General features: G+C 63.6%; 12 protein-coding genes. 7 read left to right on the top strand and 5 right to left on the bottom strand.

The window, feature by feature from the left end; all coding sequences use genetic code 11:
- Positions 1-114 precede the first annotated feature (114 nt).
- The 5 genes from AB0P14_RS14245 to AB0P14_RS14225 all read left to right on the top strand — a co-directional run bounded on the left by AB0P14_RS14245 (position 115) and on the right by AB0P14_RS14225 (position 4,750).
- Positions 115-891 (top strand): phosphatase PAP2 family protein, encoded by a 777-nt coding sequence (locus tag AB0P14_RS14245; protein WP_129587164.1) that lies wholly within the window; start codon positions 115-117, stop codon positions 889-891.
- Positions 888-1,616: a VTT domain-containing protein gene (locus AB0P14_RS14240; protein ID WP_363843455.1), complete on the top strand. Its 729-nt coding sequence runs from the start codon at positions 888-890 to the stop codon at positions 1,614-1,616. Before AB0P14_RS14245 ends, AB0P14_RS14240 begins: the two co-directional genes overlap by 4 nt.
- Positions 1,603-2,274, top strand: coding sequence for a response regulator transcription factor (locus tag AB0P14_RS14235; RefSeq protein WP_363843452.1), 672 nt, complete (start codon positions 1,603-1,605; stop codon positions 2,272-2,274). The genes AB0P14_RS14240 and AB0P14_RS14235 overlap by 14 nt, the downstream gene beginning before the upstream one ends.
- Positions 2,271-3,260 (top strand): HAMP domain-containing sensor histidine kinase, encoded by a 990-nt coding sequence (locus tag AB0P14_RS14230; RefSeq protein ID WP_363843449.1) that lies wholly within the window; start codon positions 2,271-2,273, stop codon positions 3,258-3,260. The genes AB0P14_RS14235 and AB0P14_RS14230 overlap by 4 nt, the downstream gene beginning before the upstream one ends.
- A gap of 206 nt (positions 3,261-3,466) precedes the next feature.
- Positions 3,467-4,750: an APC family permease gene (locus AB0P14_RS14225; RefSeq protein ID WP_363843527.1), complete on the top strand. Its 1,284-nt coding sequence runs from the start codon at positions 3,467-3,469 to the stop codon at positions 4,748-4,750.
- A gap of 19 nt (positions 4,751-4,769) precedes the next feature.
- Here AB0P14_RS14225 and tsaD read toward each other — a convergent pair whose 3' ends face one another.
- The 5 genes from tsaD to alr are packed head-to-tail and all read right to left on the bottom strand — an operon-like array spanning position 4,770 to position 9,008.
- Positions 4,770-5,861: a tRNA (adenosine(37)-N6)-threonylcarbamoyltransferase complex transferase subunit TsaD gene (tsaD, locus tag AB0P14_RS14220; RefSeq protein ID WP_363843446.1), complete on the bottom strand. Its 1,092-nt coding sequence runs from the start codon at positions 5,859-5,861 to the stop codon at positions 4,770-4,772.
- The gene (gene rimI, locus AB0P14_RS14215) at positions 5,858-6,400 is read right to left on the bottom strand and encodes a ribosomal protein S18-alanine N-acetyltransferase (protein WP_363843443.1); all 543 of its coding nucleotides are present in this window, start codon (positions 6,398-6,400) and stop codon (positions 5,858-5,860) included. The genes tsaD and rimI overlap by 4 nt, the downstream gene beginning before the upstream one ends.
- Complete coding sequence (tsaB, locus tag AB0P14_RS14210) at positions 6,401-7,135, bottom strand: tRNA (adenosine(37)-N6)-threonylcarbamoyltransferase complex dimerization subunit type 1 TsaB (RefSeq protein ID WP_363843440.1); 735 nt, start codon at positions 7,133-7,135, stop codon at positions 6,401-6,403.
- Positions 7,136-7,146: 11 nt separating this feature from the next.
- Positions 7,147-7,800 carry a tRNA (adenosine(37)-N6)-threonylcarbamoyltransferase complex ATPase subunit type 1 TsaE gene (gene tsaE / locus AB0P14_RS14205; protein ID WP_363843437.1) on the bottom strand — a complete coding sequence of 218 codons (654 nt, stop codon included), beginning with the start codon at positions 7,798-7,800 and terminating at the stop codon, positions 7,147-7,149.
- The gene (gene alr / locus AB0P14_RS14200) at positions 7,800-9,008 is read right to left on the bottom strand and encodes an alanine racemase (protein ID WP_363843434.1); all 1,209 of its coding nucleotides are present in this window, start codon (positions 9,006-9,008) and stop codon (positions 7,800-7,802) included. Before alr ends, tsaE begins: the two co-directional genes overlap by 1 nt.
- Before the next feature lie 175 nt (positions 9,009-9,183).
- Between alr and mshA the strand changes: the two genes are divergently transcribed.
- Both mshA and AB0P14_RS14190 read left to right on the top strand, forming a co-directional pair.
- Complete coding sequence (gene mshA, locus AB0P14_RS14195) at positions 9,184-10,434, top strand: D-inositol-3-phosphate glycosyltransferase (RefSeq protein ID WP_363843432.1); 1,251 nt, start codon at positions 9,184-9,186, stop codon at positions 10,432-10,434.
- Between the two features lie 305 nt (positions 10,435-10,739).
- On the top strand, positions 10,740-13,943 hold the full coding sequence (locus AB0P14_RS14190; RefSeq protein ID WP_363843429.1) for a S8 family serine peptidase: 3,204 nt from the start codon (positions 10,740-10,742) through the stop codon (positions 13,941-13,943).
- The last annotated feature ends 163 nt before the right edge of the window (positions 13,944-14,106 follow it).

The raw sequence follows: 14,106 nt of genomic DNA, 5'->3' as shown, positions 1-14,106 counted from the left end.
CACGCCATTTGGTGATGCGGCGTTGCGGGCGGCGGGGAATTCTTAGAAATTTCTTAGACGGTGCGCGGGACAGTGGAGGAAGAGCTTCACTCTCCACTTTGAAAGGCGCCCGCCATGGCTTCCCCGCCCCCATCCATGCACGACGCCGGCGCCCCCTTACGCACCCGGCTGGCGGTGCTGCCCCTCCCACGGTTTTGGGGCCTGTGGGTCACCGTCCTGTCCGTGGCAGTCTTGGCCCTTGGGTTCTTCGCCGTTGCCACGCCGAGATTCACGGCCAGCGAGTTCGGTGTTGACCAGGACCTGAGCCGGAACCATGTGGGCGTGCTGACAGCCCTCGCCATGACACTGGACAAGGCGTTTTCCCCGGTCGGCGGAGTGGCCATCATCGCCCTGGTGTGCCTGTTCTTGCTGCTGGTCCGCAAAGCGCCCGTCAATGCCCTTGCCTTTGGCGGCGTCGCTGCCTCGGGGTGGCTGGCCAGCCAATTCTTCAAGGTCATTGTTGACCGGCAGCGGCCCAACCCGGCGCTGCTCCTTGACCCGCTGGCACCGGAGACGGGTTCCAACAGCTTCCCGAGCGGACATGTCGCACTCGCGGTGGGCCTGGCCTGGGCGTTCTGGTTCCTCCTGCGAAAGACCCGATGGGCACGCCCGGCCGTGCTCCTGGGCGTTCTGGTTCCGGTGGTGGTTGCATGGTCCCGACTCTACGTGGGCGTGCATTACCCCACCGATGTCGCCGCCTCGTTCCTGGCTGCGAGCGCGGCCGTGTTCTTCTTTGCGGGTGTGTGGAATGCGGCCGTGGCCTGGGCGATGTCCCGGATGAACCCCGTTCCCGGCGGGTCTACCCTTAACAGTGGGAGCAATACTTCTTCACCCACCCGAATTCACGATTGAGGCTTGCCTTGCTGCACACCATTGCTTTATCCCTTCCCCACGCCGTCCCTGCGGGTTTGCTGTCAGTCATGGATCCTGCTGCGCTGCTGAGCGGCCTGGGCCCGGCCACCTTGGCCGTCGTCGCCTTGATTGTCTTCATTGAATCGGGGCTCCTGTTCCCGTTCCTGCCCGGTGATTCGCTCCTCTTCACGGCAGGCCTGCTGCACAACCAACTGAACCTCTCCCTCCCGGTGCTGATCGGTGTGGTGGTGCTGGCCGCCGTGACAGGCGATCAGGTGGGCTACCTGCTGGGCCGCAAATTTGGCCGCCGCTGGTTCAAGGACGACGCCCGCATCCTGAAAACCAAATACCTCACCGAGACCGAAGAATTCTTTGCCAAGCGCGGCGGCTGGGCCATTGTGCTCGCCCGCTTTGTCCCCATCGTGCGCACCTACGCGCCGCTCGTGGCGGGCGTGGCCAACTACGACCACAAGAAGTTCACGCTGTGGAACATTGCCGGCGCCCTGGGCTGGGCCGGTTCCATCACCTTGCTGGGCACCTGGCTGGGCCACTACGAAATTGTTTCCAAGAACATTGACGTGATCGCCGTCGCGCTTGTCCTTGTTTCCGTGCTGCCGGGCGTCATCAGCTTCCTACTCAAGCGCCGCGCTGCAGCTTCCGGAACGCTGCTTTCCGCACCGGAAGGCGAGTCGGCGGGGGACAATAATGAGCATGCACACCCCTGAGCTCCCGCGACTGCTGCTGGTGGAGGACGACCCCGTCCTTGGCCCCCTGATCGCCGAACTCCTCGCCGATGACTATGATGTCCACCTCGCCGCGGACGGCCAAAAGGGCCTGCACCTTGGCCTCACCGAACAGTGGGACGCCATGGTCATTGACCGCGGTCTGCCCGTCATGGACGGCCTCGAGCTGGTGGCCGCGCTGCGCCGCAAGGGTGTGGCCACCCCCGCCATCATCCTGACGGCGCTGGGCGCCACCGCGGACAAAATAGCAGGGCTCGACGCCGGAGCGAACGACTACATGTCCAAACCCTTTGATGCCGGTGAGCTGAGGGCGCGGCTGCGTGCCATGACCCGCAGTTTTGTGCCTGCGGCTTCGCTGGTGGACGTGGGCGGCTGGCTTTTTGATCCCGCCAACCGTTCGCTGCGCTCACCCTATGGGGAGTTGGTGGGGCTGACGGCCAAGGAGAGTGAGCTGCTGGCGCTGCTGGCGGACAGCCCGGAGAAGGTGTTCACCCGGGGGGAACTGCTGGCGGGTCTGTGCCACCCAGACGACTCCCAAAGCGTCATTGACACCTACGTGCACTACCTGCGCAAGAAGGTCTCCAAATCGCTGGTCCGCACCGTGCATGGGCTGGGCTACCAGATCGGGGACGGCGCATGACCGCCATGCGGGGACGGCCTGCCACTGCACAGTCGGCTGACTCCCCCGCCCTGAGGCGTGCCGCCCTCACAGTGGGAATCAGGATTGCCGCGGCCATCGCCCTCATGGTGGTGGCGGTCATCATCGCCGCTGCGGCCTACATGCTGTACCTCTCCCACCAACCGGATGTGGCCGCCTCAAACACCTCCGCCCGCGTCTATGTTGAATCGAATGACATGCTCAAGGCCATGGTCCTGGCCGGATTCGCCGGGATTCTTGCCGCCGGGGCCATTGGCTGGCTCAGCGCCCGCAGCGCCATCCGGCCCCTGGGCCGGGCCCTTGAGCTGCAGCGCCGCTTTGTCCAGGAGGCCAGCCACGAACTGCGCACGCCGCTGACCATCCTCGACGCCCGCATCCAGCTGGCCGAGGCCAAGGTGCAGCCCGGCAGCGATGCCGCCCGCATCCTGGGACAGGTCCGCCAGGACACGGCCGCCCTTAGCGCCACGGTCCAGGAGCTCCTGCTCGCCGCCACGGCCGGGACGGAGGCCTCCGCCGACCCCATCTCCATTTCCCCCGTGGTGCAGGAGGCGGCCGCGAGCCTGAGAGACGTTGCAGTTTCCCGCGGCGTGCAGCTGGAAACCACGCACGACGGCGGCCCCCGGGTCCGTATCCAGGCCAACAGTTTGCGCCGGGCTGTCCTGGGCCTGGTCGACAACGCACTGAACCACACCCCGGAGGGCGGGCGCATCACGGTGGCCGTGGCACAGTCCGGGCGGAGCGTGGCCATCACCGTGCACGACACCGGCGGCGGCATCACCGGCATTGAGCCGTCCCGGGTGTTTGACCGCTTCGCACACAGCACCGACCCCGCTGCCGGTGGCCGGCGCAGCTACGGATTGGGGCTGGCCCTGGTCCGTGAGATCGCGGTTGCCGCCGGCGGAACCATTGAAGTCGCCGCAACCGGCCCCGGCGGCACCACCATGGTCCTCACCCTCCCCGCCGCCTGACCACCCCAACCAAAAAACGCGCTCGCAGCAATGGCCAACTTTTCCCGGACGCGCTCGCAGCAATGGCATGTTTGCCGGCAACGCTATCGCAGTGGGTGCGATAGCGTTTGCGAAAATGCTGCCATTGCTGCGATAGCGCTTGTTTACCGCGGGTTCATGTGCAGGGGATAGCGTGGACCGCTGACACAGTGGGAGAGCTGATGAGCATGAGCAACACCCCGGGCCTGGCCCGCAAGCTAGGCACTTTCGACGCCGTCGTCATTGGCCTGGGCTCGATGATCGGTGCCGGCGTGTTTGCCGCGTTCACCCCCGCGGCTCAGGCGGCCGGTTCCGGCTTGCTCATTGCTTTGCTCGTGGCCGCCTTCGTGGCCTATTGCAATGCGACCTCCTCCGCCCAACTCGCCGCGGCCTATCCCACCTCCGGCGGCACGTACATCTACGGCCGCGAGCGGCTGGGGCCGTGGTCCGGCTTCCTCGCCGGGTGGGGTTTCGTGGTGGGCAAGGTGGCCAGCGCCGCCGCCATGGCCATGACCTTTGCCGCCTACGCCGCGCCCGCGGGGTGGGAGCGCCCGGTGGCGGTGGCCGCCGTCGTGCTTCTGGTTGCGGTGAATTACCGGGGCGTGACCCGGACGGCGACTCTGGCCCGGATCATTGTGGTGGCGGTCCTGGCAGCATTAGCCATTGCCGTTGCGGCCGCGTGGGCGGGTAGCCCGGGCACAGGCGGCAGTACTTTTCTCGGCGATGGCCTGCTCTCGCACGGGTGGTACGGGATTCTGCAATCGGCCGGGCTGCTGTTTTTTGCGTTTGCCGGCTATGCCCGGATCGCCACCCTTGGCGAGGAAGTTCGCGCGCCCCGCCGCACCATTCCCCGCGCCATTTTGCTGGCGTTGGGCATTGCCGCCGTCATCTACGCCGCTATAGGCGTCAGTCTGCTCGCCATTTTAGGGCCCGACGGCGTTGCCGCCACTGCCTCTCCGCTCGCCGATGCGGTGGCTGCCGGGGGCTGGAATTGGGCGGCGCCCCTAGTACGAGTGGGTGCCGCTTTGGCCTCGCTAGGTGCACTGCTTGCTTTGGTGGCCGGGTTGGGACGGACCTCGTTAGCCATGGCACGGGAAGGCGATCTCCCACGCTACTTTGCCGCCGTCCACCCCCGATTCCAGGTACCGCACCGGGCTGAACTCGCCTTGGGCGCCGTGATCTGCATGATCGTCGTCTTCGCTGATCTGCGCGGCGCCATCGGGTTCTCGTCCTTTGGCGTACTGGTCTACTACTTGGTCGCTAACGTTGCCGCCTTCACCCAGAGCGGGGCCGACCGCCGCTATCCAAAGTTCTTGCAAGTGCTCGGTGCCGCGGCCTGCGTGGCCTTGGTGGCCACACTGCCGCTCAGCTCAGTGCTGGCTGGTTTGGTGATGTTCGCGCTCGGAATTTTCTACCGTCTGATCCGGCTACGGATTCCGGGCGCTCCAACTCCCCTCCCCACATCGATGTGACACTTAACGATGATGTGGGTTAGAGGCTGATGCTGGTCACGGGCATGGAGGAATCGGGTGCGAAGGACAGGTCACTCGGAGCCACGCCGTTCATCACCAGCTGCGCACCTAGGGCCGCAACCATGGCCCCGTTATCGGTACACAGCGAGAGCTTCGGAACCAGGAGCGTGATCCCGGCGGATGCGCACCGCTGCCCGGCCAGTTCCCGCAACCGTGAATTGGCCGCTACTCCGCCGCCCAACAACAGCGTGGTGATGCCCTGTTCGCGGCACGCCAACACTGCTTTAGCGGTGATGACATCCAGTACGGCTTCCTGGAACGACGCGGCAATGTCGGCCACGGGGACCGCCTCACCGCGCGCCTCATAACCCTCAACACAGCGGGCCACGGCGGTTTTGAGCCCGGAGAAGGAGAAGTCGTAGCGGTGCGGGCCGGGGGCCTCGGCCGTGCCCATGTACTTGGGCATGGTCAGCCCGCGAGGGAAGCGCACGGCCTTGGCGTTGCCTTCCTTAGCCAAGCGGTCAATGGCCGGCCCCCCTGGGTAGTTCAGCCCCAACAGCCGGGCCACCTTGTCAAAGGCCTCCCCCGCGGCGTCGTCAATGGTGGCCCCGAGCAGCTGAACATCGGAGGCGATGCTGCGCACCCGCAGGATCTCGGTATGACCGCCGGAGACCAAAAGCGCACCCAGATTCTCAGGGAGGGCCCCGCCGTCGTACACGGACGCGATGGACTCATCCAATAAGCCCACACCCACGTGTGCCACCAAGTGGTTGATGGCGTACAGCGGTTTGCCGGTGGCCAGCGCGAGCGCCTTGGCTGCGCTGACGCCGACCATGAGCGCACCAGCTAGCCCGGGACCGCTCGTGACGGCGATTGCATCCACGTCCTCGAGGCTCACGCCAGCATCGGCGAGCGCGGCGGCCAGGGTTGGCACAAACGCGTCGAGGTGCGCTCGGGAGGCAATTTCCGGGATGACGCCGCCGAAGCGAACGTGCTCCTCCATGGACGAGGAAACAGTATTGGTCAACAGCTCGGTACCCCGGACCAGTCCCACACCGGTTTCATCGCAGGAGGATTCAATCCCCAGGATTAGCGGGTTGCTCTGGTTCATGAGGGGTCCTTCGAAGTGGTGGAAACGGGAGGTTGCAGACGCATGATGAGCCCGTCCGAGCCGTCGCGGTAATACTTGCGCCGCGTGTGAATATGTTCAAAACCGTAGCGCTGGTAGAGCCGCTGCGCCCTCGGATTGGTGGAGCTAACTTCCAGCATGATGTTCTGCGCACCGCGCCGGATCGCCTCAGCAATGAGATCATCCAGCATGGCCCGAGCAATGCCGCGCCCTTCAAATTCCGGCAGCACACCAATGGTTTGAATGTCGCCGATGGGCGGCACACACATCAGTCCAGCGTAGCCAGCCACAGTTTTTCCCTGACCTTCACGGTCTTGATGTTCGACGCCGGATGGCAGCTCTGCGATGATGTACCGCCGGGTTTCTGGCTGGGCCAGCTCGTCCACGAACATGGTCCGGGGCCAGGAGTCGATTCCAAAAAGCTGGCGATCCAGTGCCGTGATGAAGTCAATGTCAGCGGCCACCATGTCGCGCAGCACTGCGGGCTGGTGCGTTCCCCCCGGAGCGCTTCCCTCTGACATCTAGAGTGCCCGCTTTCGGGGGCCGGGAACTTTGGCGTCGGACTCGCGTAGATAGAGAGGAGTCGAATCCAATAGTCCGGCGCTCTCTAGGGAGCCTGCCGCGGCGATCTTGCGTGCGGCAGCGCGGCCCAGTTCAAGGGCTGTTGGCTGGGCGTCGGAAAACAGGGGGTAGACATCACAACCGTTGGCAGCAAGAACCTCTTCGTAGAGTCCAGCCCCAGCACCAAACACCTGAACGCCGCTGATCTCCTCGGCAGGACCAACATGGGGGCCGTCCAGGAGGTGGGCCCCGGCGCTGTACCGGGCCCAGTAAACTTCCTTGCGTCTAGCGTCGGTGGCGACCACAAAGTCGCGCATGGCCAGCGGACCCACGGCCCGTCCGTCCCTGTAGGCGGGTGCGTCAAAAACCTGATGCGCTAATGCGTCAAGGCTCATCATGCCGTAGAGCGGGATACCCCAAGTGAAGCTGAGTGTGCGTGCCATGGTAATTCCAGAACGCAGCCCCGTGAACGGCCCCGGGCCTGTGCCCACCACGATCGCATCCAAGGCCGGGCCTTCTGTCACGGGGTCGGTGAACAGGGACTTCACACCCGGGGCCAGTACCTCGGCGTGGCTGCGGGTATCGGTGGTGGCAAAATTGGCCACCAGTTCCGCCGTCCTGACCGGGTCCAAGGGGTCAAAATCGAGCAACGCGGCGCTGGCGACAGCGGAGGTGTCAATGGTCAAGATTCGCACGTTTTAGGCTTCTATTCTGTTGTGTTCACAAGCTGACCCAGCACCGAAAAATCGATGCCTTCCCAGCGCGGCCCGACAGCTTGCAAGCGCAAGGTGCGGGGTTCGTCGTCGTCTTCGTCGGCATAGTCAAAGGTGTCGGCAGCGTCACTGGCATCGCCGTCTATGCTGGCAGCGGCGCCGATGGGCTCGGCGTCAGTGTGGCTGGCCATGGCGGGTATGTCAGCTGAGGGCTTGTCCCCACCCACTGCGCTGTCGCCACCCACGGCGCGCACCAGCTCAATTTCCAGCCGACTGGCCGCGAGATGCTCCACCCGTTGCGCACCCCATTCCACCACTGTCACGGAAGTGTCCATGGTGTTTTCCAAGTCAATGTCATCAATCTCGCCGGGCGAGCCCAAGCGGTAAGCGTCAACGTGGACTAGATCAGGGCCGCCCGGATTCGGGCCATCGGGCAGATTGGGGTGGATGCGCACCAGCACAAAGGTGGGCGAAATGATGCCCTCGCGCACGCCGAGGCTCCGGCCCAGACCTTGAGTGAAGGTGGTTTTTCCGGCGCCCAGTTCACCGCTGAGGATGATCAGATCGCCCGCCTTGAGCAGCTGTGCCAAATTCTCGGCCAACTGCTGGGTTTGCGCGGCGGTGCTGGTGGAAAATTCCCAGGCCATCACGCAGCGCCCCCAGCAGCGGCCCCGCCAACGTAGCTCCGCGGCACCCGCTGACTGATCCGGGTCACGATCTCATAGTTGATGGTCCCGGCCGCTGCGGCCCACTGCTCAACGAGGGGTCCGCCGTCGTGCCCATTGCCAAACAGCTCGGCGGTGGCACCCAACGCGGAGCCGGCAACAGCGGCATTGGCGAAGCCGTCGCGGCCGTGCGGGCCCAGATCAATCACCATCTGGTCCATGGCAATCCGACCCACCACGGGGTAGGTGATGCCGTTGACACGGACGGGGCCTCCACTGGCGACCCGCGGAATACCATCGGCATAGCCCAACGGAACAAGACCCAGCGTGGTGGGTTCGGAGGTGCTGTAGTTGAGGCCATAGGAGATGCCTTGACCGGTGAGCACGTCCTTGCAGTTGGCGATTTGGGTTTGCAAGGTCATGGCCGGGACCAAGCCCAGCTGGGCGGAGGTGCGGTCGGCGAACGGTGAGAGTCCGTAGATGCCCAAGCCCACGCGGACCAGATCAAAGTGCGAATCGGGCCGAGACATGGCGGCGGGGGTGTTGGCGATATGACGCACTTCCAGCCAGGCACCGGCTTCCTCGGCAATCGCCACGGCCTCACGGAAACGGAGCAATTGTTCATCCGTTTCGGTACGTTCGGGTTCGTCAGCAACGGCGAGGTGGCTGAAAACGCCAACAACGCGCAGCAACCCCTGCGCTTGATACGCCACGGCCGCGGCGACCAGCGCGGGCCAGTCTTCCTGCGTGCTGCCGTTACGGCCTAGGCCGGTATCAATTTTCAGGTGCACCCGGGCGGGGTGCTGCCGGGCCCGGACCGCCGCCACAATATGTTCCAGCTCCCAGCCGGAACACCCCAAATCAATGTCATTCTCTACGGCGGATTCAAAGTCAGTGTCTGGAGTGTGCAGCCACGCCAGCACCGGGCCGTCAATGCCCGCGGCACGGAGGGCTAGGCCCTCACTGACATGGGCCGTGCCCAGCCATTGCGCCCCGGCGGCAACGGCAGTGCGGGCCACCTCGATCATGCCGTGCCCGTAGGCATCGGCCTTGACCACGGCCATGAACTTCGCGGGGGCGACGATTTCACGGAGGTGGCGAATGTTGTTGGCGATTGCGGACAGGTCAATGATGGCTTGCCGTTCAGGGCCTGTGGCAGGCGCGGGAACCGGCACAACTAAGTGGCTCACCCACCCATTTTAGCCCGCCCAGCAGGCCAGCTGCACAATCTTGGGCCCGCGTTGCCACCTCGGCTAGCTTGGAGCTGTTGGCAGTGGCAAGATTGATTCAGTTATTGACAAACTGAACGTCCCAGACCACTGGAGTTCGGCAGGGTTCGCCACGGTTGCGCAGGAGAGGAACGCCATGCATCAGATTCGGCGCGTCGCCATGCTTTCCCTCCATACCTCACCGCTGGATCAGCCCGGCGGCGGTGACGCAGGCGGCATGAACGTCTACGTTCGGGCACTGGCGCTGGAACTCGCCGCAACGGGTGTGGCTGTGGACATTTACACCCGCCGCACCTCGCCTGATCAGCCCGAAACCGTTGCGCTTGACTCCTTGGTATCGGTCCACCATATTGTGGCGGGCCCCTTCGGCAAGGTGTCCAAGGAAGCTCTCCCTGAGCTGATCACGGAAATGGCCGACGCCGTCGCCGATCACGTCAGTGCCCTTCCGGGAGAACCCGTTCGGGTCATCCACTCCCACTATTGGGTTTCTGGCATGGCCGGAATCCTGGTAGCCAAACGCCTGGATCTCCCGCTCGTCCACACCATGCACACCATGGCGCGGGTTAAGAATCAGCACCTGCCGCAGGGTCAGAGCGCCGAACCCGGTGTGCGCGAGGACGGCGAACAGCACATTGTGGCCGCGGCAACACGGCTGATCGCCAACACAACAGCCGAGGCCGCAGAGCTGGAGCGCCACTACGATGGCTGTGAACAACGCATCGATGTGGTTTCTCCCGGTGTGGACTTGAAAATTTTCAAACCGGCCTTCCGGGACCGATCGCGGCAGGATCTGGGCATTGCCCCCGGGAGCTTCCACGTTGTCTTCGCTGGGCGGTTGCAACGCCTCAAGGGTCCCCATGTACTGGTCAAGGCTGCCGCCATCTTGCGGGCGCAACGCCCCGACATTAATCTGCAGCTTTCCTTTCTCGGCTCGCGCAGCGGCTCTGACAAATATGATCTTCAAGCACTCATCGAAGAGCGTGGACTGCAAGATTCCGCCACCATCTACCCTCCCGTGGAGGCCAGCAAACTAGCTGATTGGTACCGCAGTGCCAGCGTTGTAGCAGTGCCCTCCTCAAGTGAGTCCTTCGGTTTGGTCGCCTTGGAAGCCCAGGCCTGCGGCACCCCGGTTATTGCCACCAATGTTGGCGGTCTCCCCCGCGCAGTCAGCGATGGACGCACCGGCTTGCTGGTCGAAGGCAGATCCCCGCAGCTCTGGGCCGAGGCGATCGCCTCGCTGCATGACTTCAGTGAAACGCGCATCGATATGGGCCGCGCGGCCTCTGTTTTTGCCGGCTCTTTTGGCTGGGAACAAACTGCCGCGCACACGGTGTTGAGCTACGACCTGGCCCTGACCTATCAATACATCGCCCCGCCAGGCTGCTAACGGGCCCGGCCGCTAAAACGCCCAGAATGAAAGCAGTCGGCGCTGTCAAGACCAAACTGGCGGTTAGCTCCGTTTGATTGCCGGTTCTATGCCGAAGGACAGTGCCCTGACTACCTATCCGGCTAGTTCCTGTTATTGCCGCTGTGTTTGGGGTCACAAACAAGCTACTGATCGGTAGCCTTTCCCCGTTGGCTACGTCGGTTCACAGCGCTTTCATCACTTCTCAAAGTTGCCTACCGCCCTGCCATGTTGCATCCGTGAGGCAAGAGGTCGCACGGAGATCCTGTTGAAAGGTTCAGCGCACCATGACCATGAAACGAACGGGAAGAACTCTCTTTCGAAGCCCAGGACTACGAAAGGCCGTGGCGCTAGGCGCAGGCCTGCCGTTACTTCTGGCCTCAGTGGGGGCACTGCCAGCATCGGCCAACCAGAGCCAGCTGAGCATGCCCAGTATCACTCAAACAGATGTTAACCCTTTGAGCTTCCCCGCCGGACGCTACATAGTTGTCCTCGCCGAGCAGCCCATCGCCATGTACGACGGCGGCACGGCCGGCCTTGCTGCAACGAAGCCGCAGGCTGGGCAGAAGCTTGACTCCACGCGCGCCGAGGTGAAGAAGTACAAGAAGCATCTTGAAACCAAGCAAGCTGCCGTGGCCACGGCCGAAAACGTCAAGGTCAAGCGAACCTTCACCGCGGCCCTCAACGGCTTCTCAGCGGAACTTTCCGCAGATCAGGCGTTAGCCTTAGCGAAAGACCCAAGCGTCTTGACCGTTGCTCCGGATACGGAGAACGCCCCTGATTACTCCAGCACCGATTTCCTTGGCCTCAGCGGCAAGGATGGCAGCTGGAACAAGAACTTCGGCGGGCAGAACAAGGCAGGCGAAGGCGTTGTGGTCGGTATCATCGATACCGGGTACACGCCGTCGAGCCCGTTCTTTGCCGGTGAAGAAGTCCTCCCACTGACGGGGGACCCGGTGGTCGGCGTCCCGTACCGCACCGATGACGGCAACATTGCCATGCTCAAGGCCAACGGTGACACCTTCTCCGGGGAATGCCAGAAGGGTGTGGAATCGGGAGCCGATTTCGATGGCAGTGCCTGTAACTCCAAGGTCCTGAGCGCACATTACTTTGCCGATGATTTCCTGAACTATGTGGCCCCTGCGGATCGGGCACCGCAAGAAGTTCTCTCCCCCGTGGACGTTGCCAGCCATGGCACACACACCGGCAGCACGGCCGCCGGTAACGCCAATGTCGAGGCAAAAATTGGTGACCGCGCCATGGGGATTACCAGCGGTGTTGCCCCTGCTGCCAAGCTCTCCATCTACAAGATTTGCTGGGAAGACACCGATCCCGACACGGGCGGTTGCTACTCTTCCTCGGCTGTTGCCGCCATCAACCAGGCCATTCTGGACGGCGTGGACGTTTTGAACTACTCCATCTCGGGTAGCACTACCTCCACGACCGATCCGGTGTCCCTGGCCTTCCTCTCAGCCACTTCGGCCGGCATCTTTGTGGCGGCCTCGGCTGGCAACTCCGGCCCCACGGCAGGCACTGTTAACCACGGTGCCCCGTGGCTGACCACCGTCGCTGCCACCTCCTTTTCCTCCGAGCTTCAGGGCACGGCGGAATTCGCTGATGGCAGCAAGTTCCGCGGCGCCAGCATGATGGGTCAAGGTGTTCCGGCCAGCCACGTCATCCTTGCCACCACGGCAGCCGCCGCCGGTGCGGCCAACCCGGAGCTTTGTGGACCCAATACCTTGGATGGCAGCAAAGTTGCCGGCAAGATCGTGGTGTGTGACCGCGGCGTGATTGACCGTACGGCCAAGAGCGCCGAGGTCAAGCGTGCAGGCGGGGTGGGTATGATCCTGACCAATGTCACCCCGTCCTCCGAGGACGTGGACCTGCACGCCGTACCTACTGTTCATGTGAACCCGCCGGCCACACAGCTCATCAAGGACAAGATCACGGCCAACCCGGACATTTTGGTGGCGTTGGTTGACCATGACACCACGGGACTGCCGGTAGCACCGCAGCCGCAGGTGGCAGGTTTCTCCTCCCGCGGCCCGCTGGCAGCAGCCGGCTCTGATCTGCTCAAGCCCGATGTTGCAGCACCCGGCGTCGCCGTTCTGGCTGGGGTCTCCCCCATTGCCACTGGTGGGGAACAATTTGGCATGATGTCCGGAACCTCGATGGCGGCACCGCATGTTGCCGGTTTCGCGGCGCTGCTCATGGCCAAGAATCCTACGTGGTCACCGGCCACGGTCAAGTCAGCCATGATGACAACGGCCACGAATGTGGTCAATGCCGATGGCAGCAAGAACACCGATCTCTTTGCAACAGGTGCCGGTCAGAGCGCCGTGGTCAAGGCGCTCACGCCGGGGCTCGTGTACGACGCCGGCGACACCGAATACCTGAAGTTCATTCAGGGCACCGGCATTGATCTGGGCATGCCCGGGCTCGGCAGTACCGCGCCGCGTGACATGAACGTGGCATCTTTCGCGGTGGGTTCTTTGGCTGGCAAGGTCACAGTCACCCGCACCGTCATGGCGTTGACGCCTGGCATGTACCGGGCCACCGCCAACGTCCCCGGCGTCAATGTCAAGGTCACCCCGTCGGTGCTGAACTTCTCTCAGGCCGGCCAGCAGCGCACCTTCAAGGTCACCTTCGAGAACAACAATGCAGCTCTGGGCGCGTTCGCCATGGGCAGCCTGACTTGGCAGGGTGCCGGAGCCACGGTGACCTCCCCGGTTGCCGTGCGTCCGTTGGCTGCTTTGGTGCAGCCGGAGATCAGCTTCAGTACCAATAACGGCAATAGCAGTGGCAAGATTCCGGTGGTTTCCGGGACCAACGCTCCTGTGGCGCTGACCGTCAATGGCCTGTCCAAGGCTGACTCCAACGCTATTGAGCTGGTTCCCGGTCCGCTCGTCGTGGGCAACAGCGCCTCAAACTTCTTGAAGCAGGTTGTTGTTCCGGAGGGAACCGAGTTGGCCAAGTTCCAGGTCATTTCTGCGGATGAGGGCGCCGATTACGACATGATCGTCTTCAGCCCGGGCGGACAGTACAGCGATGTGCGTACGGCGTCCTCGAGTGAGACGCTGACCTTGACCAATCCGGCCCCCGGGACCTACCAGGTGCTGGCCAATCTGTACTCCAGCACTGACGGCGGGGCTGTCAAGGCCACTGTGGATGCCGCGATCCTCGGAGCAGATGCCGGTAACGCCAAGGTTTCACCGAACCCGTTCAAGCTCGCTAACGGCAAGTCCGGCAACGTCACGTTGAGCTGGACCGGGCTGGCACCGGGCAACTATCTGGGCCGGGTCTCCTTTGGCGACACAGGGACGCAGACGTTTGTCTCCGTCATTGTCACCCCCGGTGGCACCGCAGTGGTTCCGGATGAGGACAATAGCGGTCCCGTCAAGGATAAGAAGGGCAAAGACAAGCCCAAGAAGGGTAAGAAGGGGCACTCGGAATTCTCCGTTGAACAAGCTCCCACGGACCTGCTGCGCTAGAGTCCAGCACGTCTAGATAAGCATTTTTCCACGCACGACGGCGGCCATCCAGTTGAACTGGATGGCCGCCGTCCTGCGTGGCTGGCTTGGGCAAGGCGCACGCTCCCCGAGCTGACGCGCTGCCGAATCTGGCGCTGCTTAACCCGGTGGTACTTGGGCTGAT

The organism is Specibacter sp. NPDC078709, assembly GCF_040686795.1.
GTDB lineage: Bacteria > Actinomycetota > Actinomycetes > Actinomycetales > Micrococcaceae > Specibacter.
This window is presented reverse-complemented; position numbering and strand designations above follow the sequence as displayed.